This window comes from Lacticaseibacillus parakribbianus (assembly GCF_025490915.1).
Taxonomy (GTDB): domain Bacteria; phylum Bacillota; class Bacilli; order Lactobacillales; family Lactobacillaceae; genus Lacticaseibacillus; species Lacticaseibacillus parakribbianus.
The window spans coordinates 41931-68260 of the sequence record NZ_JANQBA010000014.1 but is presented as its reverse complement, the minus strand read 5'-3'; the positions used below and the strand labels follow the sequence as shown (position 1 = coordinate 68260).

Below are 26330 nucleotides of genomic sequence, written 5' to 3'. Positions count from 1 at the left end.
ATTTGATCCGAACAATCTCAGGTTTCTCATCCATAAAATTACCTCACCAATTTAGATTTGATGAGGCAATCATACTGCCCGGCAAGGGGCAATCATATCCGGTCTGTTATTGGGTGCTTACAATACAATAATCTCACGGCCGAGACCACGACGCGGGTCGCAGTGCCGCGGGGCGGTCGCCCCTTCACCGCGCGATCCGCACGTGATGTTCGCCGGCCACCGTCGCCACCACCCGGCCGCCGTTGGCCAGCATCGCCGCAAGCGACGGCGCGTTGGTGGTCAGACAAGACAGGTAGATCTCGGTTTCGCCCGGCGGCATCAGCCGCCGGCACTCGGCCAACGCCAGCGCGAGACCGCGCGTCGCGTAACCGCGGCCCCGCCAGGCCGGCAGGATGCCGTAGCCGATGTGGCCGCTGCCTTGGCGCAAAAAGGCGTTGAGGTGATGGCGAACCTTGAACAGCCCGACCAGCCGCGCGTCGTCCCACAGGAAGAAGTAGGTGTCGGGAACGTAGCCGGCCGGCAGCCCCTGCCCGGCCGCGGCCGTCAGTCGCTGCGGAATCGCCGTGGCGGTGAAGGCGGCGTAGCTCAGGCCGCGGTACGGCACCTCGAAGCCGTTTTGCTCCGGCATGGCTTGGAAAAAATCGTACTCTGCCCGGCTGTCGGCCAGGTTCAAGGGCTTGAGCTTCAGCGTCATCGCGCCACCTCCCGTGTTGCGTGTTGCGTGTGTTGCGTGTTGCGTGTTGCGTGTTGCGTGTTGCGTGTTGCGTGTTGCGTGTTGCGTGTAGGTTACGCCACCCCCAGTCGGCTGTCAACCGCCGCGTGACGCCAAAAAAAGCCGCTCACCGCGGCAGCGGTGAACGACGCTCGAAACTTTAGTAGCCGGCCGCAACTCACTTGAATTCGAGCTGGAGCTTCTTGCCCAGCGCGACGGCAATCTTACTCGTGGTATCAATGCTCGCGTTGTATCCATGCTCGATACGCGCAATCGTCGACTGCGGCACGTTCGCCCGTGCCGCCAACTCACGCTGCGTTAGCCCCACCCGTTCTCGCGCGGTCATTAGTGCCACGGCGCTCTCGAGCCTAGCGGATTCCGCGTCGAATCCTGCCTTAAACGCTGGATTCTTGAGCTGTTCGGCGAGGTAATCGTCAAACAGAATGTTCCTTACCATGCGACTAGCCCCCTGGACTGTCGTCGTACTCCCGCCTGAGTTCCTTGGCGTGGGCGAGCTCGGAAGGCGGCGTCTTGAGCGTTTTTTTGGTGAAACCATGCGTCATAATATCATGCGATCGTAGACGCGAAAGTGCAGGCCGCGCTGAAGCCACCGCGCAGGCTCACGCGGCGGCCTCAGTCTTCTTCCTGGTTGGCATCACGGTTGAAGGTGCCGTCGCCGGGTGGCCCGGTTGACGGCACAGTGGAACAAGCCATCGGTCCTCAGGCTTCCGCAGCTACCTCGCAGCCAAGTTCGAAGCGAGTAGGAAGCTGAGCCAGCAGCCGGTGGGTGGCAGCGCTCGCCCTGGTATTCGGTCCCGCAGATGGGATCCGTTGCACGAAAACGCACACGTCTAAAGTCAGGTTCGACTTGGCATGGACGGCGGTACTGGGGATGCTTATGCCCCCGCCATTCCCGCCAGTGCAGTGGAAGTGCAGCCGCTGAGGCCGCAGCGACTTCCCCACACTTGAACAATCATTCGGTGGTAGCTTAACACCGGACCAATTTGGCGTCAACTAATTTGCCTCACGGCCACAAAAAACGGCTTCAGCTACCGGCCCAGCGCGTTTTGAAAGGAAGCCAGTAGGCGGAAAAGCGTCGGCAAAAAGGCCCAACCGCCATGGTAGTTGGGCCTTTTTGACGTTCACTTGGCAGCGGGTGGCTCGCGCCGGCCGCCGGCGGCTGCTCGGTCACGCCAGGCCGTCAGTTCACCCGGTCGGCGCCGTAGACCTTGTAGCCCGTTTCGTAGGCGCCGGTCCAGTCGAAGTCCGGGTTCAGCGCGTTTTGGCGCGTCTCCTCGTTGTGCAGCGTTGCCTTGGCCAGGCCCATGCTGGTTCGCAGCTCGTCTGAGACGCGCTGCAGCTCCTTGGTCGGGGCGATCTGGTAGGACGAGCCGTTCAGGTAGCAGCCGACGCCCTGCAGGTGGTCTTGCTTGATGTGGTTGGCCGCGGCGCGGTAATGCGTGAACAGCGCGACCATGTCGTCGAAGCTCAGGCTCGAGCGAAAATTGTCCTGAACCTGCGCCATCAGGGCCTTGAAGTTGCTCAGGCTCTGGAAGCTCGGCGCCGCCTTCAGGATGCCGGTGATCACCTGGCGCTGGCGTTCGGTGCGACCGTAATCGCCGCGGGGATCCTCGTGGCGCATCCGCACGTAGGCCAGCGCCAGGCTGCCGTTCAGGTGCATCGGGCCCTTGGGAAAATGGTGCCCATCGTCGTCGGTGAAGGTGAACGGCACGGTGACCTCGACGCCGCCGACCGCATCGATCACCTTTTCCAGGCCACCCATGTTGACCATCGCGTAGTGCTGCACCGGCACGTTGAGCAGCGCCGACACCGAGTCGACGGTCATGTCCGTGGCGCCGATGCTGTAGGCGGCGTTGATTTTTTGAATATTAACCCCGTAATAGCCGATCATCTGGCTCATCGTGTCGCGGGGAATGCTGACCATCGTGGTGGTCTCGCGCTTAGGGTCGATGGTGACCAAGATCATCGAGTCGGTGCGGCCACGCGCCTCGGTGCGGCCCAGGGCCCCGGTGTCGGTGCCCAGCAGCAAAATGCTGATCGGCCGGCGCTTGGTGATCGCCGTCTCGGCCGCCGCGGCCGCCTCCTTGCTCTGCTTCTTCAGCGGCGTGTAGGTGCGAGCCGTGGTGGTCTGGACCGAGTGGTACAAGTTCCAGGCGGTGCGGCCGACCACGGCGCCGGCCACGGCCAGCACCAAAAGCACGGTTGCCAGCACCCAGGGCCAGATGCGGCGGCGCTTGCGGTGGGGCCCGGCAGTGCGATGCCGCCGGCTGTGGTCGGTCGGGGCGGCCAGGCTCGGGTCGTCGGCGCCGGCGTCCGGCTCGGCCGCGTCGGTGCCGGCGGCTGCGGCGGCTGCGGCGGCTGCGGCGGCTGCGGCGGTTGCCTCGGCACTTGCGGCTGACTCACTTGCGTCCGTGCCGGCGGCTGCGGCGGTGCCGGCGGCCGCCGGGGCGGGTTCGCGGTTAGCGGTGGCGCCTGGTTGCTTTTCCTTCTCGTCTTCTGCTGCCATCCGGCGCCTCCTCACGGTTTTCGCTCTATTGTAGCATTAGGCGAAATACCCGCCAAGCCCGGCGACGATCGCGGCCTCCCGGGCGGCGGCGGCCGGTTGGTCGGCGGCGCTGACGGAGACGTAGACCTTCAGCTTGGGCTCGGTGCCGCTGGGCCGCACCACCACGGAACCGGTGGTCGCCAGCGTGAACTTCAGCACATCGGCTTGCGGCAGGCCGTCAAGCCCCGGCAGGTAGTCGGCGACGCTCGCCACCCGTTCCCCGCCGAATTCGGCGACACCCTCGCGGAAGGTCGCCATGATCGTCTGCATTTTGGCAAAACCGGCCGCACCGTCGAACTCGTAGGAATGCAGCGTGTTCAGGCAGTAGCCGTAGTCGCGGTAAAGCGCGGCGAGCCTGGCCGCCAGCGTGATGCCGCGGGTCTTGTAGTAGGCGAACATCTCGCAGATCAGGAAGCTGGCGTTGACGCCATCCTTGTCCCGGACGTAGGTGCCGCTGAGGTAGCCGTAGCTCTCCTCGAAGCCAAACAGGTAATCGGCCTCGCGTCCCGCGGCCTCGAGCCGGCCGATTTCTTCGCCGATGAACTTGAAGCCGGTCAGCAGGTTGACCGTGGTCACCCCGTAATGCGCGGCGATGCGATCGGCCATGTCTATGGTGACAATGGTCTTGACCAGCTCGGGTTGCGCCGGCATCGTGCCGTTCTCGACGCGCCGGGCGCAGATGTAATCCAGGAGCAGCATCCCCATCTCGTTGCCGGACAGCAGCCGGTAGCTGCCGTCGGCCTCACGCACCGCGGTGCCGACGCGGTCGCAGTCCGGGTCGTTGGCCAAGACCAGCTCGGCGCCGCGAGCCTTCGCGTATTGGATGCCCAGGGCCATCGCCGCCTCGATCTCCGGGTTGGGGAACGGGCAGGTGGGAAAATCGCCGTCCGGTTGCTCTTGCTCCGGCACGACGAAGAGGTCGGTGAAGCCGGCCTCACGCAGCGTCCGGGTCACTGGCACCAGCCCCGTGCCGTTGATCGGCGAGTAGACGATCGACACCGCGCGGTCGATGGCCGTGCCGGCCGCCAGCTGTGAGGTGCCGTGAACGGCGGCGACGAAGTCATCGAACACGCTCGCGGGAATCGCGCGAATCAGCCCCGCCTGCTCGGCGTCGGCCAGCGGGAGCATTTTCACATCATCAAAAATCGCCAGGCGTTCGATGCAATCGAGGATCGTCTTGGCCGCCGCCGTGGTGATCTGGCAGCCGTCCGGGCCGTAGACCTTGTAGCCGTTGTACTTGGCCGGGTTGTGGCTGGCCGTCACCATGATGCCGGCGGCGCAGTGCAGCTGGCGGGTGGCGAAGCTCAGCATCGGCGTCGGCGCGATCTGCTCGTAGCGCCACACCGTGATGCCGTTGGCGGCGAACACCCGGGCCGCGACCTCCGCGAACAGGTCGGACTTGTGGCGTGAATCGCGCGACACGGCGATGCTGCGAGCGGCCGGGGCGAAGTTGGCCACGATGTAATCCGCCAGCCCCTGGGAGGCCTTGGCCACCGTGTAGACGTTCATCCGGTTGGTGCCGGCGCCGATCGTGCCGCGAAGGCCGCCGGTGCCGAACGCCAGGTCGCGGTAAAACGCGTCCTCGATGGCCGCCGGATTGGCCGCCATCGCCTCAAGTTCAGCCATCAAGTCCGGATCGGCCGTCGCGTGTCGCCGCCAGTCCTGGTAACGCTGCATCTCGTTCATCCCCGTACCTCCCGCATGGTGTCAAAATCAAAGTCGTACTTGTGCTTGTCCTGGACGCTGATCGACTCGCCGGTCTGCACCTCAATCACGCGCAGCTCGGTTTCGGCGATGATCGTGTGACGCGAGCCGGCCGGCAGGCGAACCACGTCGCCGGGCCGCACCGCTCGCACCGCCCCGTCGATCACGGTCCAGCCGCGACCCTCAAGCACGGTCCAGACCTCGTCGCGGTGAACGTGGCTGTGGTAGTTCATGTGGTGGCCGGGGTTCAGCGTCACCCGCAGCGTCATGCCGCCATCGGACACGTCCAGCACCCGAAAGCTCCCCCAGGATTTCTCGGCGAACATCACCTGCTGGTCGATGCGATCGACGAAGGGCTTGATGTAGCTGCTTTGCGTTTTGTCCGCGACCAAAATGCCCTCGGGGCTGGCCGAGATCACGACGTCCCGCAGGCCCATCGCCAGAATCGGCACGTCCAGGTCGTTGATCACGTGAACGTTGTCACAGGAGTCGCTCATCATCGCCTTGCCGACGCTGGGCTCGTCCATCGCCTCGGTCAGCGTGTTCCAGGTGCCGAGGTCCTTCCACTCGCCGGCGTAGCGCATCACCTCGATGGCGGGCTCGTGCTCGACGACCGCGTAGTCGAAGCTGATTTTCTCCAGCCCGGCGTACTTGCTGAGCAGGTCTTGGTAATCGGCAAAATCGATCAGTTCATGGGCCCGGTCGATCAGGTAGCCGAGCTTGAAGGCAAAAATCCCGCCGTTCCACAGGGCGCCCTGCTTGAGGTAGGCGGCGGCCGTGGCCGCATCCGGCTTCTCCTTGAAGGTCTTCACAGTGCTGACCCGGTCGCGCGTCGCCGGGATGATGTAGCCGTACTTCTCGCTCGGGTAGGTCGGCGCAATCCCCATCAGCACCAGGTTGGCGGGGCTGACCGCGGCCCGGGCGGCGAGGTCGGCGACCCCTTGGAAGTAGCTGTCGGCCACGTAGGGATCGACCGGACACACCGCAATCGGCTCCGTCGCCGCAATCCCCTTGACGTCGTGCAGGTAGGCGGCCGCCAGCGCGATGGCCGGGAACGTGTCCCGCCGGCACGGTTCGACCGACAGCCCGACAGCGTCGCCCAGCTGGTGGTGAATCGTCGACACCTGCGACTTGGCGGTGGCGATGGTCACCGCCGCCTCGGGATCGACCGTGCGAATCTGGCGGTAGACCCGCTGCACCATCGACTCGTACTCGCCGCTCGGGCTCTTGAGCAAGTCGATGAACTGCTTGGAGCGAACGTTGTTGGACAGCGGCCACAGCCGCTGGCCGGAGCCCCCGGAAAGTAAAATAATCTGCATATTTCCCCCAAATGTGATGGCGTTGGCACTGCCCAACGCCCCGACCGCGCCGTGATTGGCGCGGCTAACGCAAGGCCGCCGCGGATTACACCGCGGCGGTCCGGTCATGCCTGTCTGTCGTGCCGCCACCGGCGTCACCCATCCCACATGGGTGGCGCCGGTGGCGGTTGCTGCTTGCCGTGCGAGTCTCGGGCAATTTCCCGGGAAATAATTCAGGCGGCGTGAGCGTGGTGACGGCGCCGTTACGCCTTCACACCGCGCCGCGTGTTGCCTCGAACGCCGCGTGGCAGCCGCCACGGTCGCACCACGGTCCCGCCACGGTCCCGCTCAGCCGCTCGCTTACCGCTCCGCTCGCATCGGGTTGGCCAGGAAGTCCTCGTAGGCCAGGCGAATGCCGTCGTCCAGCTCCGTCTTGTAGGTCCAGCCCAGGCCGGCCGCCTTGGAGACGTCCAGCAGCTTGCGCGGGGTGCCGTTCGGCTTGGACGTGTCCCATTCGATGGCGCCGGTGTAGCCGATGATCTTGGCCACCTTCTCGGTCAGCGCCTTGATGGTCAGCTCCTTGCCGGTGCCAGCGTTGACCGTCTCGTTGCCGGAGTAATTGTTCATCAGGAACACGCAGAGGTCGGCCAGGTCGTCGACGTACATGAACTCACGCAACGGGCTGCCGTCGCCCCAGCAGGTCACCGTCGTTTTGCCCTGCACCTTGGCCTCGTGGAAGCGGCGAATCAGGGCCGGCAGCACGTGCGAGTGGGTCGGGTGGTAGTTGTCGTTGGGCCCGTACAGGTTGGTCGGCATCACGGAGATGTAATCCGTGCCGTACTGGCGGTTGAGGTACTCGCAGTACTTCAGACCGGAGATCTTGGCCAAGGCGTAGGCCTCGTTGGTCTGCTCCAGCGAGCTGGTCAACAGCGAGCTCTCCTGAATCGGCTGCGGGGCCAGACGCGGGTAGATGCAGCTGGAGCCCAGGAACTCGAGCTTCTTCACATTGTTCCGCCATGCTTCGTGAATCACATTCATCTGCATGATCATGTTGTCGTACATGAAGTCGGCCAGCGCCTCTTGGTTGGCGACGATGCCGCCGACCTTGGCCGCGGCCAGGAACACGTAATCCGGCTTCTCGGCGGCGAAAAACGCCTCGACGTCGGCCTGCCGCTGCAGGTCAAGCTCCGCGTGGGTGCGGGTGATCAGGTTGGTGTAGCCCTGGCGCTTGAGCTCACGCACGATGGCGGAACCCACCATCCCGCGGTGACCGGCGACGTAAATCTTGGCATCTTTTTCCATCATTGTTTAATAGCTTCTTTCCGTTATTGAGTGATTGATAATTGCAGGCTACCGCAGGGCCTTGAAGGCCGCCTCACGCTTGGCGAGCTGCCGGTCGTGCTGGGCCATGATGTGGACCAGCTCGGCGTAGCTGGTCTGCTGCGGATCCCAGCCCAGCACCGTTTTGGCCTTGGTCGGGTCGCCCCAGAGGTTGTCGACATCCGTCGGGCGGAACCACTGCGGGTTGACCGCGACCAGCAGCTTGCCAGACGCCGCGTCGTAGCCCTTCTCGGCCACACCCGTACCTTCCCAGCGAATGGTCATGCCGTTGTCGGCGAACGCTTTTTCCGTGAAGTCACGCACCGTGTGCTGCTCGCCGGTGGCGATGACGAAATCGTCGGGCGTATCCTGCTGGAGGATCAGCCACATGCACTGGACGTAATCCTTGGCGTAACCCCAGTCGCGCAGGGAGTCCATGTTGCCAAGCTCCAGGTGGTCCTGCAGGCCTTCCGCGATGCGGCCGGCCGCCAGGGTGATTTTGCGCGTGACAAAATTCTCCCCGCGACGCTCGGACTCGTGGTTGAACAGGATGCCATTGACGGCGAACATGTGGTAGGCGTCGCGGTACTCCTTGACGATCCAAAACCCGTACTGCTTGGCCACCGCGTAAGGGCTGTAAGGGTGAAACGGCGTGGTCTCACGCTGCGGCACCTCTTCGACCTTGCCGTAAAGCTCGGAGGTCGACGCCTGATAAATGCGGGTGTGATCGGCCAGACCGCAGATGCGAACGGCCTCGAGGATGCGCAACACCCCCAGCGCGTCGACGTCGCCGGAATATTCCGGCACATCGAAGGACACCTGGACGTGCGATTGCGCCGCGAGGTTGTAGATTTCGTCGGGGCGAACCTCACCGATGATCCGGATCAGGCCCGAGGAATCGGACAGGTCGCCGTCGTGCAGCGTGATGCTGCCGGCCTCGAGCAGGTGGTCGATGCGACCGGTGTTGGAAATGGACGACCGCCGGTGAATGCCGTGAACTTCGTAGCCCTTGCCCAGCAGAAATTCCGCCAGGTACGAGCCGTCTTGGCCGGTGATGCCGGTGATCAGTGCGATTTTGGTCATGTTGGTCTCCTTTGATTGAGAGGGTGGAACCGCGCGTTTTTAGCGGGACGCATAGCCTAGCGCTAGCGGCGAGGCGGTCCTTGCCTCGGGGCTAGTGCGTAGCTAGGCGTTCCCGCGTTGCGCGGTGGAACCCGTTTAGAGGATGGAATGCGGCGGGGTTAGCGGGACGGGTAGCGTCTGGAGATCCGGGCTACGGCCCGGACGCACCACTACTTCCGGCTCCGGACCGGGGCGGCGGAACGCGTGGGGCTCTCTTGAGCCCGTTCCGGTCTCAAGACCCGCCCTACATATGTAATTAATTCATCTACTAAGACCGCTTCATGCAATTGCAGACGGGGCGTTTATTTTTAGATACGTCATAACACTGGCGACGAGGCAATCCTTTCCTCAGGTTAGGCGTTGCCGCATGGTACCCAGCTCTAATGATTGTATCCATTATGACAGCCAATTCGCCGGTTGAGTTGGGGGATATTGGGGAAAAGTTGTATAATATTGGCTGACTAGATTTTAACAAAAATCAGTACGACACAGCGGTTTCTTGAAAACGTGCTGTCGCGTCAGGATAATCTTGCATAGCAGTGGCGCTGGCTGCCTTCGCACCCGCCAGATTGCAATTGGTGCCGGCGGATTCAGCCGAATTAGTTGTGTATTCCCCGAGATTTCGCGGTTTTTGCCAGCTTTGACTTTCAGCCTAAGGAGCCTTCACCATGCCCATCACCCCCACCACCGGTCCGGTCGTTGACGCCGACCGCCTGCTTTACACCCCGTCCGACTTCGCCAAGTCCAGCCTCTTGTACCTTCAGGAATGCGGCCGCCTGACCGCGCTGGCGCCGCACAGAAGCGCCAGAGAGGACCTGACCTCCTATCTCTTTTTTATCGTGACCAAGGGCTCGGGAACGCTGGGCTACGCCGGCCGCACCTACGCCGTGGCCGCCGGCGACTGCGTGTTCATCGACTGCCGCCACTCGTACTACCAGGAGAGCTCAGCCGACCTCTGGCAGCTGTCGTGGTGCCACTTCGCCGGCCGTGCGATGCCGACGATTTACCAAAAATACCTGGAACGCGGCGGGGCCCCGGTGTTTCACCCCCACGACCCGCAGGCGCTGACGGCGGCCTGGACGCGGCTGAACCGCACCGCCCGGGAACCCGCCTACGTTCGCGACATGGCGATCAACGCCCGGCTGGCCGACCTGATGACCTGCCTGATGGCCGAAAGCTGGCACCCCGAGCACCGCCAAAAAGGTGACAAGCAGCAGCAGGTCGCGGCGGTTCGCGATTTTCTCGACAGCCACTACCCGCAGCGCATCACCCTGGACGCCCTCGCCGCACGTTTTTACATCAACAAGTACTACCTGACGCGGCTGTTCAAGGCCGCTTACGGCGTCTCGATCAACCAGTACCTCCAGGAGCGGCGCATCACCGCGGCCAAGCAGCAGCTGCGCTTCACCGACCGCTCGGTGGCGGCGATTGCGACGGCCTGTGGCTTCGCCGACACGGCCTACTTCGCCCGGGTCTTCAAGCAGGTCGAAGGCGTGTCCGGGCGGGAGTACCGGAAGCGGTGGTGAGGCGGAAGTTGCCAGCCAAGCGCCGCGGCAGATATAATTAAGCCATGACCAATACTCAAAAATACGTCAAACTCTACAACCTTTCCGAGCTTCAGCTACACGTGCTGATTCAGGCAATTCTCCCAAACCTAAGATATAGTAAGCGAACAGGAGGCGAGCTTATGCCATTTGAGTTCACTATCACGGACGAGGCGAAAAATTTCCTCGCAGGCAACACATCAGATTCGATTGAGCCAACGTTGACCGAGGCTGGCGTTCGCCAGTCGCTCGACACCATCTTACAGAATCAGCAGATCTACACCGCAATTGAAAAATTGGCGGCTGAATAATACTGATTCGATGATTAAATCGTCAAAAAACGAATTCAATTTACGATAGATTGCGTTCTATTGACAAGAGCTTCCTTATCCCACATGATAGGCTTACAAATATGTGGCGGGATTCCGTCAACTGGGCGAGTACATTCTGTGTACCCGCCTTTTTATCTGAACACACGAAAATGCCCCTCACCCGCCACATTCGCGGTTGAGGGGCATCTTGCTGTCATCGCGTCACATCCTGAGCTGCCTAAAGCCGCTGCCGTTGCCGCCGCCAGCTCCCAACCAGCCCGATCAGGCTGGCCACCACGGCAATCGTACCGAGGGCGGCCACGGCCGGGGCCGCGGTGACGGTACCGGTTTGCGGGAGGGCGGCCGGCTGAGCGGCCGCATCGGTTGCCGGCTGGCCGTGAGCCGAATCGAGCTGACTGTCGGCTTGGCCATCGCCGCTTCCCTGGCCACCCTCGTTCCCGGTACCACCGGTTGGGCCCGGTTCAAAACCGCTCCCGTTGTTGCTCCCGGAACCGGACCCGCCGCTCTCGCCGGAACCGGACTCGGAACCGCCACTGCCATTCTCGGACTCGCCGCCGTTCCCGTTTTCCCCGGAACCGGAGCCTGAGCCGCTGCCATCCCCGCCGCCGGTCGTGGTTTTGATCAGGTAGAAGGTCAGGCTGGTCACCGCCGGGTCGCCGAAGTACATCGGCAGCTGCGCCGGCAGCCGGGTCTGGTCGATCGTGTAGCCGGCCGGCACGTTCTCGCCAATCTCCGCCGAGCGGGTCGCGAATTCCGTGTCGTAAGCGTCCGTCAGCTTCAGCGTTTTGATCAGCGCGTTGGTCGTCGTGTCGCGGTAGTAGATCGGAATCGTCACGTCGGCCAGCTTGCTCACGTAAAACGTCAGGCTGGTGACGCTCGGGTCGCCGAAGTACAGCGGCAGCTGCTCGGGCAGTCGGGTCTGGTCGATTGTGTAGCCGGCCGGCACGTTCTCGCCGATCTCCGCCGAGCGGGTCGCGAACTCCGTGTCGTACTGGTCAGTCAACTCGAATGTTTTAATTAGCGCATCGGTCGTCGTGTCGCGGTAGTAGATTGGAATCGTCACATCGGTCAGCGGCGTGACGTAGACGATGGCCGGCTGCGCGTCGCCGAACGCGGCGGGACCGGTGGCCGGCCGCGTGGTGTCGCGCCGGTAGCCGGCGGGAATGCCGGCGGTGATGGCCTGGGCAAAAAGGTCGAACGGGTCGCCAATCGTCCCGGTGACCTGAATTCCCTCCCCGACGGTGGCCTCGGTCGTCGCGTCGACGTAGCTCACCGTCACCGTCGCCGTGGTCGCCGCCACGTACAGCTGGGCGGTGTGAGTCTCCCCGGCGACGAAAAGCAGCGAGTCGTACTCGGCGCCTTCCTGCTCGCTCAGCGGCAGCAGCCGGTACCCGGCCGGCAGCTGCGGCGTGATCGCGTCAGTGAACTGGATCGTGAACTGTCCCGCCGCCGCGTCGATCCAGGCGGTGCCGTTTTCCCCGGTCACGGTGGCCGTGCCGACCGCGGTCATCTCCGGCAGCGTGGCGCCGCTCGCCTTGTCGCGGAAGGTGACCTGCAGGGTGCCGAGCTGCTCAGCCTGGGTCGCGGCCGGGGCCGGGGTGGTGGCGGCTGTCGGGGCCTTCGGCGTGGCCGGGGCCGCGGTCTCGGTCGGGGTTGGCGCCGGGGCCGTGGTTGACGCTGACGCCGCGGTCTTGGCCGAAGCTGCCGATGCCGGGGCTGATGTCGGCGCTGCGGTCTCGGTCGCCGTGGCTGCCGGGTTGGTTGCTGTTGCGGCTGCCCGGGTGGCTGCTGCCTCGGCCGACGTGGCCGCGGTCGTTTTTCCCGTCGCTGACGTTGACGCGGCCGCCGCGGTCGCGGTCCGGCCGCTTGCGGCCACCGCCGGCGTGGCGCCGAACACTGGCCCCAGCAGCAGGACGGCCGCCGCCCCGGTGGTCACCAGGCGGCGCGTGGTTGTGGTTGCGCGATGTGTCATGAGAACTCCTCCTTTGGGTTTGCCTTGCAACTCCCAGTATAGAGAAGCGGGTTTCGCCGGCGCAAAAATGGTGCCTCGCCAAAAAGCGGCCGCCGCTCGGACCATTGTCCAAGCGCCGACCGCTTCGTCGTGCGTCGCTCTCCACCAGTCGGGCCGTCGTGCGTCGGTACACGTCGGTCGGGTCGTCATGCGTCAGTCTGCATCGGTTGGGCCGTCAGTCTGCGGCCGTGCGTGGTCGCGGCAAGTCCTTGGCCGCCTCACCGTTACGGGTGGGGCCAGACTGCGGCGAGGGCAACCAGCTCCCACCGCGATTGGTGCCGCGCGGCTCGGGCTTCATCGCGGCCGCCGTCGTACCGCCGTGGGTCCCGCCGTGCTTGCCGTCGGGCCGCGAGCCGGGTCGAGAACCAGGCCGCGAACTGGCCGGCGAACCGGACCGTGACCCCGTTCGGCGGCCGCCTTGCCACACCTTGCCCTGCAGATCCGCCATGGTCATCGCCACCGCGTCCTGGGCCGCCCGGCGGCTGCGCCGCTTGCGGCGGTGAGGTGCCTCGATCGGTGGCGAGGCCGCATCGGCGATTGGCACGGTCGCATCAGCGGCGGGTGAGGCCGCACCTGCCGGCAGCTTGCCGGTCGCCTGCAGCGCGGCAATCAAGGCGTCCAGCCGGGCCAGGTCGCGGTCGGTCAGCGGTAGGTCGGCCTCGGCGCAGATCACGAGGCGCCGGGCCGCGACCGTGGTCAGCGTTGCGAAGGCCGGACTCTGGGCAATCGCCCAGCGATTTTTCCTGCGGGGGAAGCGGGTGCCGTTGCGGAACCGCGCGAGCATCGCGTCCATCTCGCGCTGCACCCGGTTGAAGTGGCCGAAGACCTCCTGGGCGATGCCGGCGGGAATGCCGAGGTGCTGGGCAAAATGTTGCGAGCCAAGCGCCACGCGGGTGTTCTTCCCGTCAACGGACACCAGCTGGTACTGGTAGCGCAGCGGCCGGCCGCAGACACAGCGCAGGTTGGCCGACCGCTCGGGGTGGCGGTGGCGGTCGGCCCAGCCGTAGTCGACGCGAATGCCGACGAAGCGCCAGTCCGGGGCGGCGGTGAAAATGCGGTTCATCACGCGATCGGAGAAGCTCAGCTGAAGCGTCGCCGCGTAGGCCGCTCGCTGCGCCGCGGTCATCGTCGCCAGAATTGCCTCCCGCTGCTTGGCCGAATAGGTGATGTCGGCCAGCCGCCGCGGCCGTTTGCCTGTCTGTGCCATGGTTCCCTCCTTGCCGCCAATGCGCGGATTTTCAGTGTAACACCCGAGTGTCGCGAGGGGAACCAGGGGCGAATATCGCGTGGAACATTTTAATTTTGGTTTAAGGTGGAGACCGAAGCCGCCGCCCACTCGCGGGGCGGTGGTCGCCACGTTCTTCGGCACGATTTTCTCGATTTTTTTCCGGAAACACCTAGCGCTTTTGCCGCGAATTGTTGTCTTACAAGTATAGGGCCGCCACAGTGGCGGTGCCGACAAGCAAAACCCCTCCCACCGCCAGGCCGCCACGCGTCCTGCCGGCTGCAAGGGGCAGCCTGACCCTTTTTCACAACAATTCGGAGGTGTTGAACATGTCACAATTTTACCAACTGCCAAGCCAACTCGGATCACAGATTGTCGAAGGCATCACCGCAGGCTACGCCGCCTACCTCGGCGAGCGCAAGCGGCTGGCGCAGAGGCTGACCGTCAGCGCGTCTCTGGTCTGGATGCGCAGCAACTTCATCGACTCCCACGTCGCCCAGGCCATCCAGGACTACCCGGGCATCAGCTACCGCCGCATCCTGCAGGCGCGGTCGTGGGAATACCTGCTGTTCAGCTACGAGGACAACGGCGAGACGACGCTGTTCCTGGTGAAAAACTACGCAACCGCGGTCCGCAACTTCTCGGGCAATCCTAAGGCGGGGCGGCCGAAGAACTACCTGTTCCGGCTGGCGTTCCTCAATGGGGATGAGGTGCAGGAGGAGACGGCCGCGGGTGATGGGACAGAGGCTGCGGCGGATGGGGCGAGCGGCACCACGCATGAAGTAGCCTTAGCGCTTGATGCGAAGGACGAGAGCGTGGCCGCGGCGCCTCTGGTGCCTAGGGACGACGGCGATGACGCGGCTCGGGATGAGGGGGCGGCTGGGGATGACGGCGATGACGCGGCCAGGGATGAGGGTGCGACGGCAGCGGTGCCAACCGACGATCCCGAGCGGATGGTTCTCCTGGCCGAGGCCGGACAGCAGCTGGAGTTGGTGACCGCAAATCGGTTCTACCTGGTGAATTACCTTGTTGATGAGATAAGGGAGCGGGTTGTTGGCGTCGAGGTCGTGCGACCCGAGTTTATGACGATGGAGATGCGGGAGGTGCAGGGACTGAGTGAATGGATACAATGAGCTGTGAGTTTTGCTCGTGACTGCGTAATTGGCCGTAACCAAGTCACGTGTCTATTCGATCATACGTCTAACGTAAAAAACAAATCATGCATAGTGTCGGATGTTTGCAACCTCGTGATATTCTTCCCGCCTTCATGTTTTTTCGCCACACTCGAAGATATGTAGTGGCTAACGAATCGTTCTGTCTGGCCAACTATCGACCCGATCTATTACCAGAATTAAATTTGAAAGCTCTAATCCAACGACAAACATCACGAAAGCCAGGTGTCCGGCCAAAGAAGCTGATGAATATTAGAAGAATTCCCACTCCAGAAATGATTGCATAAATCAAAAATCCAAGTAAATCCCTAGGAACATATATGCCCTCAATCTGCCACAGGACGCCTATCGTAATGAAATATGCAAAATAGAATCCTAATGTTCCAACTAGATATGAACGAACCGAACTTTTGAATCCATACTTAAACAGTAAATATGGTTCATACCATGCGATTACCAAGAGCGTCGAACAAATAGTGCCTAATAAAACACCATCAATAGAGAGATCCAGAACTTTCAGGAAAAACACCGACAAGCCAAGGTTAGTCACTGACTCAAACACCGGTTTCCATCGCTGCTGCCAAAACAGGCCGAAAGCCGAAATAAATGATCTTACAGTACCCTGAAACATTAATAGGAACAAGTATAACGACATTAGAAATACAGTGTGCTTTGGTAAAAGATACTTGGATCCAACCCAAATACGGACGAAATCATTCACAAGTAGAAAAACCGCAATCGCTGTCAGGTAAGAAACCGAGGAATTGATGAACCAATACCTATGAAAGATGCGCATTGTTTTCTGCCCAGATTTTTCAGCAATCAGGTTCCCAAAACTTGCAGTTAATGAGCCAGTCGCCTGTTGAACAAGGCTCCTTAGAGCGTTCGTTAGAAGTGTATAATTTGAGTAAATGCCGACCTCAGTCAATCCCACAAATGCTGAAATCAAAATGTTATCTGATCCGGTAACGACAATAGTCCCGATTTGTGAAGAGATATTTCCGATAACGTTTTTAAATAATCCTCTGACCGTTGTTGGATCCACGTTCTCGATGTTTTTTTCTAGTAAATACGGATATTGCTTATTCGCAATAGCCGTAATTGTGAGATTTGCTGTTAGAGTACCGACGATTTGTAGGACAAGGTAACCTGTATAACTTTGCCAGATAACCAACACGGAAACCTGAAAAGCGACGGTTACAGCGAACACCAAAAAATCATTAATAATAACAACGTAGTTCTTCTGGTCAGCATTCAATAATGATCTCTTATAAGTAAAGAAATAGCTGATGACAGAGTTCGCTAAAAAAAGTAAATAGTAGAGCAGATACGGAGCGTCTATTCCTCCCTTCATCATATAAGGTAAGATCGGCATAATGATAATCCCAAGAGCCCCAATAATTATGCCAATTATTCTATACGCTTTTCGATACAAATACATCAAAGATTTAATTGCTTCGAAATTTTTATTCGCAATTGGAGAGTATAATTCAAATGCAATCGAAGTTCCAAAGCCCAATTCAGCAAGCGAAAGGAAACTAAGTATGTTCGTAAACAAACCATTCAGTCCAAGATATTCAACGCCAAGCTGATGAATGAAGAAGGTTCTGGAGACAAATCCTAGTAGTATGCGAAGAAAATACATCAGAGTTGCAGCAGTTGTGTTAACAATTGACAAGTGAGTTCGTGATCTCATTGTCTACCCCCCACGGTGTTCGGAACTTAGTTTCTGTGTCTCTGCAACTTTAACTCGCAAGACTAGCAAAATTCTCGTTATAAAATTTTGCGAACCAATCCATCTCTGAATTTCTGGAAGTTCATTATACTTATCGCTATTGCTCATGAAGTAGAGGATTGTAGATTTTGACTGATTATATAACCATATTTGGCGCTTCAGTCCGGACATGCTCAGTTTTTTTGCAATTAATACCTTCTCATTCAAGTTTCTTACAATAAAGTCAGCTGACACAGTTTTTGTAATGTTACGCTGATGAACTCTGTAACAACCGATATATGTAGCATTAAGAACTGCGTCTCCCGAAATCAACGCACGTAAATATATAACCGTGTCATTCAGCATTTTAACCTCGGAGATTCCGCTTTTATAAAGCTTTTTTTTATTGAAAACGGCAGTAAATGTTGACTTTGGTTTGGGAACATCCAACATGAAATGTTTGATATAGTATTCTTTGCTTATATGACGAGTCTCTATGAAGCCACGTCCTTTAGTCTTTTCTCCTGTACGTTGGTTATAATCATACGCATTAAAAGCAACAAAGGCAATATTCTCCTGCTGATTCTCGAGGATGGATAATGCCCGGCTCACAAAACTGGTGTCTACATAGAAATCATCGTCGTCCATAAAGACAACAAACGCCGACTTACTGGCCGACAACCCTGCCTGACGTGAATAACCAGGTCCTAGATTCTTTCGGTTTTGTATATAAACAATTTTATCGGAGTTATAGGATTCTATTATTTTACTCGTCACACTATTATTCACAGGGTCATCATCAATAACAACTATCTCAAGATTTTTCTCGTCTTGATTTAGAACCGAATCTATTGCCTCTTTCAGAAAATCCGGTCGACGAAAGGTGGGAATTATAAAACTAACACGTGGGTTAATCATAAGTAAGACTACTCCTCGCTTTAATTATTGAGAGCACGGTCAGTATATTTGAATTGTCCAGAAGACTTTTTCCTCAATACATTTACTAGCTTTGAATCCATTGTGTTAAAGTTTCTAAGATCAACGCTGTCGATATTTTCAATAAAATTTTGTGGACTGAGACTGTACTGCGACTTCCAGAGTTCCGCTCGGACATGTTCAGTTTTTAGACTGTATGGAATGACTAATTGTGGAACTCCAAATACCCAACCTAGAATCATCGAATGGTAGCGGCTTGAGAGAAGATAATCTGCGTTGGAAAAAAGTGAAAAAATCTGATCAACACTTTGATAATTTACGATAGACGTAAACTCTTTTTCTCTTTTGTCAAGCATTTCAAATATTCGATTAGCAGCTTCTTCATCATTCTCATCACTACAAAAACACAAGATGACAGCCCTGTGCCCGCTTCTCACATGCCCAGCAATAAGCCGTGCCATGCATTTCTCATATTTGCTAGCGAGTCTCTGATCCGCTAAACTCTCTCCTTTCCGTGCCAGGTCAACTGGTACGGCGATCAATAATCCTGTGCCTCCCCCCAGTTTAAATCCCAACGTCTCAGGATTAATGCCAAAAACCACATCCGGGGCGACAGAGATTTTATAGCTTGCGTCAAATAACTTTGCTGAATAGCTATCTCGAAAAACCACACCACCAGTTTTTTTAAACAGAACATTATATCCGGAAACAAATCTGTTATCTTCATACGGTCCGAAGTTACTTCCAATAACAAAATATGGAATGCTCTTCCGAGTAAAGGCATTTCTCAAACCGGAGATACCCGGCTTTCCTGGAGCCTGCATAAAGATAGAGCCGCCTATTTCAATGATAGCATCATATTTCATTGCTCCGCTTACAAATGGTATCCACGGTATGCTTGCCAATAATTTCCGTGCAATAAAAGTCTTTTTGGTTGCGTTTCTCATCTTTAAATTGCTTATTGAAGTTAAAGTTTCCTGATATTTCTTTGGAACATCCGCAACAAAGTTCACGCTAGGATAGCGGCTGGATAAAACATAAAGGAATAAATCATCCCCTACGTTTTTTCTGAAGTAGGCATTGACATAAACTTTTTTTAGTTTGGACATTTCTCGATTTCCTTTAATAGACCTTTGATGAACTAAAGTGAGCGTTGCCGATTGAGCATCGCTTAGACCCCGTCCCATAGTCTCGATATGAGTACTCTACTATACCGCTTTAATTAATGCGTCGACAGTCGTATCTGGTGATCATGCTTTCTTGATTCCCTGACATCCATATTTTAGGATTGCTTTGAACATTTTGAGACAAATTCTTCTGATACCTTTCTTATAAAAAGATATTTTTCTAGGTTAATATTCTTTAATTCTTCTGGACTAGTAAAAATTCTGACTCTTCCTGGAATATATTCAAAATACGTTAAGTTGAGCATGGATTTCCCATCTAAGTGATCAAGTTCATTCACTGCATTTCCATCCAAGGTCCTCTCTCGAAAGGGCGAGTTATATATTATCGTTTGAAAATAGGTCTCATCAGCTGGAAATACTCTTCTAAAGTAGTGATTAAGACCGCTATTCTTCTTAAAAATTTGAACAATATACGCAACACAATCACGTGTTAATGATATATGTGCCCAGCCCCAAAAGACATCCATTCGTTGACAACTATTCGAATCAAAGTAAAATCCCTTCATGTATTTAATGCCAATCTTATTTACCAGAGACAGTAGTCGGGCAATAATGGTCTTAAGCGAAATTTTTGTCCGATCAACACCGTCAAACAAGTAATACCCGGCCGATTTCATATAGCTCTTTTTTCTTGATGAAACCGTCACATCGTATGCTTTAGCAAATTCTATCTTGGAATTCTCCTCAAAGAAGTTATGTATTTCTGCGTTACTTTTTAAAGGCCAATCATTTCCTTGAAGCACTACAAACCTATCACATCCCTGTTGTAATCCCATCTCCATAAGTTTTATGGTCGCTCGAATTGAACTAAATCCTCCCCAGTAAATTTTCTCTCGATCTGTAATCATAAAAACCTGACGGTTATTGGATAATCTTTGCTTAAATGGCTCAACGTCGGTTTTCAGATCAACATGCACGATTACTAAATCATCTGTACCTTCAGTAAGCTGTTCAGCAATCTGAGCAACAACTTCGGGGTGTTGATGTGCTAACATCAAATATGCTATTTTCAATTATATTCCTCTGTTGCTTGATATGCCGATTCATCTAAAAGATTTCTTTCAAAATTGCTTTGGAAAATGTTCTGGTTATACGTTAGTGAGCTTAGTAGGATTAACCCAAGCATTGGAAAAACATTTGTTATGTTCACAATATAGGCCTCTCCAATTGATCCTACCAGTATTGCAGAGAGTAAAGCGGCTCCGATGATTTTCTGGAGATGGTTTGCCTGAACTCTCAAATGTAGCCACAGATTACCGAAAATTGCCACATATCCAATGATTCCAGAAATTCCATTTTTGTAAAATAACAAAGCTGCGGCCATTTCGCCATGTGCACCATTCATATTACTCATATTTAAATCTGCGTTACTAACCATACCGTTACCAACCAACGCGGTTAAAGGTGTCGCCTTCATAAGCCCAAAGTTTAAACGAGACATGAATGCCACATCATTTAATAAATATGATTGAACAAAATTGACAGCAACCAGAGTAACCACGGGTAAGAGAGAAATGAGTACGAATAAAAACCACTTCTTTGAAACTCTTCGCAACCATTCTAGAGCCAAGAATCCTACGAACACGATCGTTGAAAATAATGAGGTTCTTGAATCAGAAACTTTGATAATGTATACAGACTGAACAGCTATAATTAACAGTGCGTACCACTTAATCGTTCGAAATATTTTTTTCCATTGAAGTATAAGTAAAGTCAAAGCGGCAAATATTAGTATTTCAGCCAGCGAGCCGATCATATTCGGGTGCGTGAACCCCCAGAACACCCTGACACGAGTTGAATACGGACTGGCCAGCTGTTGGGCCCGCAATGACCATGTCAAGCAGATGGTCATCAGCTCAGCGGCAAACAATCCAAACGTCGCCGAGGATAAATCAGACATATTTGAAATTATCAAGTCTCCAAACTGCGTCCATGAAATCAAAATAAGGTAAAAAAATGCGGAAGAGGCCTTATCTACAATGCTTGTCTGTTGAAGCATACAGCTGAAAATTAGAGCAAGCATTATTGGAATTCCAAATTTCACCCTATCCGCGGAAAAGCTGCCTCCAGATCTGGCTAGCATTATATAGAACGTAATTAGTATCGAAACATACTTTATCGATGAAACATGAAACGATGGCACGTAGGAAATAGTTGCCAAGAAAAACGCAACGAAGAGAAGTAGGCTATATATTTTGGATCTAGTAATGTGCCTCAGCATGATTAGACTCCTCTCCAAAAAAATATGAAAGAAACTGCCCGTTCTTTCAACATCGGTCAAATACACACCCGTTCCGATACGGATTCCGCAGTAATTTGAACGGATAACCTGCGGGTATCTACAGCCTTTGTCTCAGATGACATCGAGGCCTTTGCGCTAGCCTATCTAGATATGTCAGTTTTAATCGGCGACACCGATACTCTTCCTAGCGATTCTTGAATATAAGAACCCTTTTCGCTTCGAAGAATGGGCAGCTGCCTTCATGCCTTCAAAGACATCTTCGGATCCCGTTATCTCACCCAGCACATCAGTTAACTCCGTCACACTATCCTGACGCAAGAAGACGATATTTCCGCCAAGGTCCACGTGAGTGGTACCTTCCCAATACTTGCATATCATTGGGATTCCCATGCCTGCGACTTGTTCCCAATATACCGAGTGCCTGCCTGGAAAAACAACAAGATCGGCAGCGCTGAAGAAGTCATACGCCTGCGACCCCTTCGCCCAACCAATGTACTGAATCTGATGTCCGTCACAGAGTTCATCAACCTTATCCCTAATTTCCGAGCTAATCGACCCAAACACAATTAATCGCACATTCGGATTTTTCAATGCTTTAACTGCTTTCATCAAGTTCAGAGTCTGCCACTTTGCCGAATCAATCTTGCCGCCGGTCATTATCAGAAAATCGTCTGGTCGAATCGAGTACTGTCGCCGAATGGTGTCTCGCCTACCTTCTCGCTCCACACGCTCCAATTCGTCATCGTCGGCGCCCATGACGAGTAGTTCGCACTTCGTTTGAGGTAATCCATACATGTTAACTAACCAGTCGACTCTTGCTGGTAGAACACCAAAAAACTTTGTTACGTATTTGTTTAGCTTTTTAGCGTAATGTCGCCAAATTACAGGATGTAAGATTCTCCTTGAAAGTATGTTCTGTCCACTGTTGGAATAATCTGCATGATTATCGACATATACTTGTACTTTCTTATGCATATTCAGATACTTCAGCACAGCGATAATATTCCAAAATTGCAGACCATGAATATAGAGTATATCTGGTTTCTCCTGAGCAATACACTCGTATAAACCTTTGAACCTAAGAAGCGGGTTTCCGTACTCAGCATTCCACCTAGAAGCCAACCTGATCATCTTGATTCCGTCTTGGTTGAAATAATCACTCTTTTCAAATCGGACAATCTGGCCTTTTGAGTTAAAGACAAACTGCGATGTGATAAAGGTTACATCGAACCCAAGGCGTTTCTGGTACTTCGGCAACAAATTATCTTGATACAGGAACCCGTCAGTCACCGCTCCAGTAAGACATATTTCCACAATTTTCAATTGCTCACCCCTTTACTGATTTTTTCATCTTCAAGCCACGACTGCTAACCTCCGTAAGCAACACACGATAGGCGTCTTTTCGACTCTCCACCTGTGTATCTTGTGACACAAAGTCGAACGCGCCACGCACATAAATCTTAAATTGACTTGGCTTCATATCCGCAAACCAATCAAGCCGCTTTGCATAAGTTGCATAGTCCTGCAGTCCAATCGTAAATCCCGCATGCCATGCTTCAAGATCCCGCCAAGGCGTCTTATCACTAATTAGGCATGGACAACCCGCAGCCAAAGCCTCGTGAATCACATGGCCGTAATTTTCACCCAATGTTGGGAAAAGAAATACGTCCTGCTTTCTAAGCCTATCTGCCACATCCTCCGGAAGTACGGGGCCTTCATACGACCAGCTCACATTCGAGCGTAGGTCTGCCAACTTGCTCTGGCATAATCTCCAGTACTCTTCATCTTCTATCGGCCCGATTATGTTAAAGTGTATCCTCTTCTTCGTCCTCGACAAGATCTCGATTGATCCTAATAAATTTTTTTCTCGCGAAACGCGTGAAAACCAAACGACCCTTAATGCATTTCCCTTGATTTTATCTGGGCACGTTCCAGTCACTGCCGCCGGAATGTCTCCAGCCTCAAAGACATGTGATTCATCAGTCTTCACCCTAGTCAGCAAATCAGCTTTCTCGACTGGACTGCTGACGGACCAATAAATATTCCTGAACAGTCCGATAATATTTGCTGCATGCATGAATGCCTTTTTTTTAGCGGCTTTAATCTTAAACGCGCCAGGTGAGAACAAACCCATTGATGCCACGACGACCGGTGTCTTAATTATGCCGACTCGCTTTAACAAAAGCGTTTTTATTGCGTAAAGGTTGAAGCAGCCACAAATATACGTGACATCTGCTGCATTACTCAGCTGCTGAAGAACTTTGAAATCAAAACGATTAGGGCGAACATAGAAGACTTTAGCCTTTCCGACTAAGTTCCACTCTGAAACCCGTGCATTAGGATAAGGGGCCAAATCCCCGCTGTCACGATCTGTAGCCATGATACGAAAGTCGAAGTCGTCTCCCAAGCCCTCAACCAAATTTGCTATCGAACGAACAGGCCCCCCATCTTTAAAACCGGGCAGATATCGTCCCATTATAATCTGAACTCGAACCACTAGAAACTCCCCTTATGCTCGTTGACTTCGTACATCTTTGCATCCACCAAAAATCGGTACCAATACGCCTGCAAGAAGTTAAAAATCTTGCCTTCCTTGCCGTCTAGAAATCCTAGCCTAAAGTAGTACCGGTAAATGAAGTACAGATGCGCCCTGAAGAACAGCGGCAGTCGGTAATACCCGCCATCCTTGACCTTCCGCTTCACCTCAGCCTGCTTAGACGACTGAACTTTGTCGCTTTCGAGCTCAGCGCCTAACCCAGCCAATGTCCGCTGATGATCCTGCACTTCTCTTCCGCTGTACCAGTTATGCTTGTTGATCCACCACTCCAGAGACTTCTGGTTGCGATCGATGATGTCAGCCTTGACATTAACGATCTGGCCTTCGTGAATTATCAGATGCTCATCCATAATCCGGCTTTCACACCGCGCCTTCCCGGTTCGGAAGATGCGCAGCAGGTACTCTGGGTACCTGCCGCCGTGACGAATCCAGCGACCCATGAAAATCAGACGGCGACGAATCACAATACCTGAGACATCGGAGCTGACGTGATCAAGCTCCGTCTGGATATACTGAAGCAACTCCGGGGTCAGCTCCTCATCGGAATCCATTCGCATCGTCCACTCTGTCTCAATACGAGTTTCATCAAGCCCCCAGTTGAACTGCGTTGCGTGATTCACCCAGTCATTTTCGTAGAAGTCCAGTCGGGACCCTACCTTCTGCAGCTCCACGTTCAGCTGCTCGCACAGGGCCTTCGTTCCGTCTGTGCTGCGGCTATCCACGATCACGAAGCGCTTCGCGGCACCATGGAAAGACGTCACGCACTTGCGGAGGTTCAACTCTTCGTCCTTCGTTAAGATTACGACCGTTAGATCAGCCATTCACTGCCAGCCTCCGAATCACTCGTGCCGGGTTCCCTGCGATGACGCAGTTCGCCTCGAATTTACCACTGACCACCGCGCCGGCCCCAACCACGCAGCCATCTCCAAGCTCGGTACCCTTGAGAATCAGCGCGTTGCACCCGATGAAACAGTTCTTCCCGATGTGGATCGGACGAGTGCCGATTTTGCGGGTGTCATTGGCGAGTCGCGCCTCCGCCTCAATTGGGTGGAAGTCGTTGTCGAGAACCTTGGTGTTGCCACCGATCATCGTGCCTTCACCAATCGTAATCTCTTTTCGAGCGTAGATGGTGGCGCCGGAGATGCCGACGTTATCTCCAATCGCAATTCTGGCTCCCGCGACCCGTGTGACGATGATGGTTCGCGAGTAGAGGCCAACCAGGTTTGAGAGGAACGAGCTCTTAATCGTCACGCCGCTGCCGAGGGTCAGCTCGGCACCAGATTGATTGAAAATCACCGGAACACCTTTCAGCGTCACGTTACGGCCGATTTGCACTTTAGTCAGGCGCATCACGAGTTTGAACCAATTACTAGTCATCTTTTAGATGCTCCTTCCGTTGCACGACCTTACCTGGGGAGGGCAAGGTTTCTATTAAAGTGTTGAAATAACCTCGCTGTACCGCCTGACCGACGCATCTTTGGTCAGCCCATCTTCCAGCATCGCCCGGCTGCGCTTGCCCATCTCAGGCAACTCGGCGGGTGCGACCAGCAGCTGGCGAATGTTGGCGGCGACTTGCTTGTAGTCGCCCGGGGCGGCCAGGTAGCCGCCGCGGTGTTCGCGGATCAGGCGTTCGACCTCGGCGCCGGGCTCCAGCACCGCCAGCACCGGCTTACCGGCCGCGGCGATGCCGTAGAACTTGCTGGGGCAGCTGACGCCCTTGATGCCCTTGGCGTTGACGCACCAGTGAACATCCGCGGCGTTGAGGCTGTAAATCAGGTCGCTTTTCGGCTGGTAGGGAATGAACGTCACGTTCACCATCCGGTGAGCGGCGGCGTAGTCCTTCAATTGCTGCAGGACCGAGCCGGCGCCGACGAAGGCGAAAACGACTTCGCGGCCATCCGCGGCGGTGGTGCCGGCCGGGAACTGCTCAATGACCTTAATCAAGTTCTCGAGGTCGTAGTACAGGCCGATGTTGCCGGAGTACATGACGATGAACTTGTCCTCCAAGCCGTACTTTCGCTTGAAGGCCAGCACGTGTTCGTCCGTCGCCGGCAGCGGCCGGATTGCCTGCTCGTCGATCCAGTTGTTGATCATCGCGACGCGCGGCGCCTTGCCCGGCTTGAACCGGGCGTTCAGGGTGTCGACCAGGTCGCGGCCGACGGTGATCACTAGGTCGGACTGGCGGCAGCTGAACTTGTCCAGCGCCATCATCAACTTCAGAATCAGACCATTTTTGCTGTAACCGACGGCCATGGTCTGCTCGGGGTTGAAGTCTTGGATGTTGTAGATGAACTTCGCGTGGCGCATCCACTTGCCCCAGACGCCCAGCAGGCCGCCGAGGATTGGGGGTTGTGAGATTGAGAACACGTAGTCCTGATGGCCGACCTTGAACGTCGCCCAGGCGGCGCGGAAGAAGTAGGCCAGGATGTTTCGGACGCGCGAGCCCTTGTTCTGCTTGGAAAATTCCGGCACCCGGACGCGCAACACCTTAATGCCGTTGATCACTTCGCGGTAGTACTTGCGCTGGCGATACTCGGGCGCCACCTTGCCGGAGTAGGACGGCACAACGCAGATGACGGTGATGTCGAAGCGGTCAGCCATGCCCTCGGCGAGTTCGCGGAGGATCTGGCCGGTGGAGGCGACGTCCGGCGTGTAGTAATGGGCGTAGATCAGTAGCTTCTTCTTCAT

At 55.7% G+C, this 26330-nt stretch carries 22 protein-coding genes; 3 read left to right on the top strand and 19 right to left on the bottom strand.

Features of this window, described 5'->3' with window-relative positions:
- Window positions 1–184 precede the first annotated feature (184 nt).
- The 7 genes from NUH19_RS11080 to gmd all read right to left on the bottom strand — a co-directional run bounded on the left by NUH19_RS11080 (window position 185) and on the right by gmd (window position 8683).
- On the bottom strand, window positions 185–694 hold the full coding sequence (locus NUH19_RS11080; protein WP_262316621.1) for a GNAT family N-acetyltransferase: 510 nt from the start codon (window positions 692–694) through the stop codon (window positions 185–187).
- A 196-nt stretch (window positions 695–890) separates the two neighbouring features.
- On the bottom strand, window positions 891–1169 hold the full coding sequence (locus NUH19_RS11075; protein ID WP_262316620.1) for a helix-turn-helix domain-containing protein: 279 nt from the start codon (window positions 1167–1169) through the stop codon (window positions 891–893).
- Window positions 1170–1913: 744 nt separating this feature from the next.
- A complete protein-coding gene (locus NUH19_RS11065) occupies window positions 1914–3239 on the bottom strand; it encodes an LCP family glycopolymer transferase (protein WP_262316619.1) in 1326 nt (441 codons plus the stop codon).
- Between the two features lie 36 nt (window positions 3240–3275).
- Window positions 3276–4964, bottom strand: a complete 1689-nt coding sequence (locus tag NUH19_RS11060) for a phospho-sugar mutase (RefSeq protein WP_262316618.1) — start codon at window positions 4962–4964, stop codon at window positions 3276–3278.
- Window positions 4961–6301, bottom strand: a complete 1341-nt coding sequence (locus tag NUH19_RS11055) for a sugar phosphate nucleotidyltransferase (protein ID WP_262316617.1) — start codon at window positions 6299–6301, stop codon at window positions 4961–4963. Before NUH19_RS11055 ends, NUH19_RS11060 begins: the two co-directional genes overlap by 4 nt.
- Window positions 6302–6640: 339 nt before the next feature.
- Window positions 6641–7585 carry a GDP-L-fucose synthase family protein gene (locus tag NUH19_RS11050; RefSeq protein WP_262316616.1) on the bottom strand — a complete coding sequence of 315 codons (945 nt, stop codon included), beginning with the start codon at window positions 7583–7585 and terminating at the stop codon, window positions 6641–6643.
- Between the two features lie 45 nt (window positions 7586–7630).
- Window positions 7631–8683 carry a GDP-mannose 4,6-dehydratase gene (gmd, locus tag NUH19_RS11045; protein ID WP_262316615.1) on the bottom strand — a complete coding sequence of 351 codons (1053 nt, stop codon included), beginning with the start codon at window positions 8681–8683 and terminating at the stop codon, window positions 7631–7633.
- 707 nt (window positions 8684–9390) lie between these two features.
- Here gmd and NUH19_RS11040 point away from each other — a divergent pair.
- Window positions 9391–10248, top strand: coding sequence for a helix-turn-helix transcriptional regulator (locus NUH19_RS11040; protein ID WP_262316614.1), 858 nt, complete (start codon window positions 9391–9393; stop codon window positions 10246–10248).
- A 161-nt stretch (window positions 10249–10409) separates the two neighbouring features.
- A complete protein-coding gene (locus NUH19_RS11035) occupies window positions 10410–10577 on the top strand; it encodes a hypothetical protein (protein ID WP_262316613.1) in 168 nt (55 codons plus the stop codon).
- A gap of 238 nt (window positions 10578–10815) precedes the next feature.
- On the opposite strand, the gene NUH19_RS11030 is transcribed toward NUH19_RS11035, so the two are convergent.
- Together NUH19_RS11030 and NUH19_RS11025 are read right to left on the bottom strand one after the other, a co-directional pair.
- Complete coding sequence (locus tag NUH19_RS11030; protein ID WP_262316612.1) at window positions 10816–12570, bottom strand: MucBP domain-containing protein; 1755 nt, start codon at window positions 12568–12570, stop codon at window positions 10816–10818.
- A gap of 214 nt (window positions 12571–12784) precedes the next feature.
- Entirely contained in the window at window positions 12785–13816 is a 1032-nt protein-coding gene (locus NUH19_RS11025) for a hypothetical protein (protein ID WP_262316611.1), read from the bottom strand.
- 347 nt (window positions 13817–14163) lie between these two features.
- Here NUH19_RS11025 and NUH19_RS11020 point away from each other — a divergent pair, with 347 nt between their 5' ends.
- Entirely contained in the window at window positions 14164–14967 is an 804-nt protein-coding gene (locus NUH19_RS11020; RefSeq protein WP_262316610.1) for a hypothetical protein, read from the top strand.
- Between the two features lie 193 nt (window positions 14968–15160).
- Here NUH19_RS11020 and NUH19_RS11015 read toward each other — a convergent pair whose 3' ends face one another.
- The 10 genes from NUH19_RS11015 to NUH19_RS10970 all read right to left on the bottom strand — a co-directional run bounded on the left by NUH19_RS11015 (window position 15161) and on the right by NUH19_RS10970 (window position 26330).
- A complete protein-coding gene (locus NUH19_RS11015; RefSeq protein ID WP_262316609.1) occupies window positions 15161–16702 on the bottom strand; it encodes a lipopolysaccharide biosynthesis protein in 1542 nt (513 codons plus the stop codon).
- Between the two features lie 3 nt (window positions 16703–16705).
- Window positions 16706–17638 (bottom strand): glycosyltransferase family 2 protein, encoded by a 933-nt coding sequence (locus tag NUH19_RS11010; protein WP_262316608.1) that lies wholly within the window; start codon window positions 17636–17638, stop codon window positions 16706–16708.
- Between the two features lie 20 nt (window positions 17639–17658).
- Window positions 17659–18765 carry a polysaccharide pyruvyl transferase family protein gene (locus NUH19_RS11005; RefSeq protein WP_262316607.1) on the bottom strand — a complete coding sequence of 369 codons (1107 nt, stop codon included), beginning with the start codon at window positions 18763–18765 and terminating at the stop codon, window positions 17659–17661.
- Window positions 18766–18938: 173 nt separating this feature from the next.
- A complete protein-coding gene (locus tag NUH19_RS11000; RefSeq protein ID WP_262316606.1) occupies window positions 18939–19856 on the bottom strand; it encodes a beta-1,6-N-acetylglucosaminyltransferase in 918 nt (305 codons plus the stop codon).
- Complete coding sequence (locus tag NUH19_RS10995) at window positions 19853–20866, bottom strand: hypothetical protein (protein ID WP_262316605.1); 1014 nt, start codon at window positions 20864–20866, stop codon at window positions 19853–19855. Before NUH19_RS10995 ends, NUH19_RS11000 begins: the two co-directional genes overlap by 4 nt.
- 378 nt (window positions 20867–21244) lie before the next feature.
- Window positions 21245–22408: a glycosyltransferase family 4 protein gene (locus tag NUH19_RS10990; protein WP_262316604.1), complete on the bottom strand. Its 1164-nt coding sequence runs from the start codon at window positions 22406–22408 to the stop codon at window positions 21245–21247.
- Window positions 22409–22412: 4 nt separating this feature from the next.
- Window positions 22413–23582, bottom strand: a complete 1170-nt coding sequence (locus tag NUH19_RS13110; RefSeq protein WP_262316603.1) for a glycosyltransferase — start codon at window positions 23580–23582, stop codon at window positions 22413–22415.
- Window positions 23582–24463, bottom strand: a complete 882-nt coding sequence (locus NUH19_RS10980) for a glycosyltransferase family 2 protein (RefSeq protein WP_262316602.1) — start codon at window positions 24461–24463, stop codon at window positions 23582–23584. Before NUH19_RS10980 ends, NUH19_RS13110 begins: the two co-directional genes overlap by 1 nt.
- Window positions 24456–25019: an acyltransferase gene (locus NUH19_RS10975; RefSeq protein ID WP_262316601.1), complete on the bottom strand. Its 564-nt coding sequence runs from the start codon at window positions 25017–25019 to the stop codon at window positions 24456–24458. The genes NUH19_RS10980 and NUH19_RS10975 overlap by 8 nt, the downstream gene beginning before the upstream one ends.
- A gap of 54 nt (window positions 25020–25073) precedes the next feature.
- Window positions 25074–26330 carry a glycosyltransferase family 4 protein gene (locus tag NUH19_RS10970; RefSeq protein WP_262316600.1) on the bottom strand — a complete coding sequence of 419 codons (1257 nt, stop codon included), beginning with the start codon at window positions 26328–26330 and terminating at the stop codon, window positions 25074–25076.

Bases quoted from the DNA above. Each gene is read 5' to 3' on its own strand.
- NUH19_RS11050 (WP_262316616.1), bottom strand. From the start codon at position 7,585: ATGATGGAAAAAGATGCCAAGATTTACGTCGCCGGTCACCGCGGGATG.
- NUH19_RS11055 (WP_262316617.1), bottom strand. From the start codon at position 6,301: ATGCAGATTATTTTACTTTCCGGGGGCTCCGGCCAGCGGCTGTGGCCG.
- NUH19_RS11015 (WP_262316609.1), bottom strand. From the start codon at position 16,702: ATGAGATCACGAACTCACTTGTCAATTGTTAACACAACTGCTGCAACT.
- NUH19_RS11060 (WP_262316618.1), bottom strand. From the start codon at position 4,964: ATGAACGAGATGCAGCGTTACCAGGACTGGCGGCGACACGCGACGGCC.
- NUH19_RS11075 (WP_262316620.1), bottom strand. From the start codon at position 1,169: ATGGTAAGGAACATTCTGTTTGACGATTACCTCGCCGAACAGCTCAAG.
- NUH19_RS11080 (WP_262316621.1), bottom strand. From the start codon at position 694: ATGACGCTGAAGCTCAAGCCCTTGAACCTGGCCGACAGCCGGGCAGAG.
- NUH19_RS11005 (WP_262316607.1), bottom strand. From the start codon at position 18,765: ATGTCCAAACTAAAAAAAGTTTATGTCAATGCCTACTTCAGAAAAAAC.
- NUH19_RS10980 (WP_262316602.1), bottom strand. From the start codon at position 24,463: ATGGCTGATCTAACGGTCGTAATCTTAACGAAGGACGAAGAGTTGAAC.
- gmd (WP_262316615.1), bottom strand. From the start codon at position 8,683: ATGACCAAAATCGCACTGATCACCGGCATCACCGGCCAAGACGGCTCG.
- NUH19_RS11065 (WP_262316619.1), bottom strand. From the start codon at position 3,239: ATGGCAGCAGAAGACGAGAAGGAAAAGCAACCAGGCGCCACCGCTAAC.
- NUH19_RS10975 (WP_262316601.1), bottom strand. From the start codon at position 25,019: ATGACTAGTAATTGGTTCAAACTCGTGATGCGCCTGACTAAAGTGCAA.
- NUH19_RS11040 (WP_262316614.1), top strand. From the start codon at position 9,391: ATGCCCATCACCCCCACCACCGGTCCGGTCGTTGACGCCGACCGCCTG.
- NUH19_RS11030 (WP_262316612.1), bottom strand. From the start codon at position 12,570: ATGACACATCGCGCAACCACAACCACGCGCCGCCTGGTGACCACCGGG.
- NUH19_RS10970 (WP_262316600.1), bottom strand. From the start codon at position 26,330: ATGAAGAAGAAGCTACTGATCTACGCCCATTACTACACGCCGGACGTC.
- NUH19_RS10995 (WP_262316605.1), bottom strand. From the start codon at position 20,866: ATGCTTGCTCTAATTTTCAGCTGTATGCTTCAACAGACAAGCATTGTA.
- NUH19_RS11025 (WP_262316611.1), bottom strand. From the start codon at position 13,816: ATGGCACAGACAGGCAAACGGCCGCGGCGGCTGGCCGACATCACCTAT.
- NUH19_RS11035 (WP_262316613.1), top strand. From the start codon at position 10,410: ATGCCATTTGAGTTCACTATCACGGACGAGGCGAAAAATTTCCTCGCA.
- NUH19_RS11010 (WP_262316608.1), bottom strand. From the start codon at position 17,638: ATGATTAACCCACGTGTTAGTTTTATAATTCCCACCTTTCGTCGACCG.
- NUH19_RS11020 (WP_262316610.1), top strand. From the start codon at position 14,164: ATGTCACAATTTTACCAACTGCCAAGCCAACTCGGATCACAGATTGTC.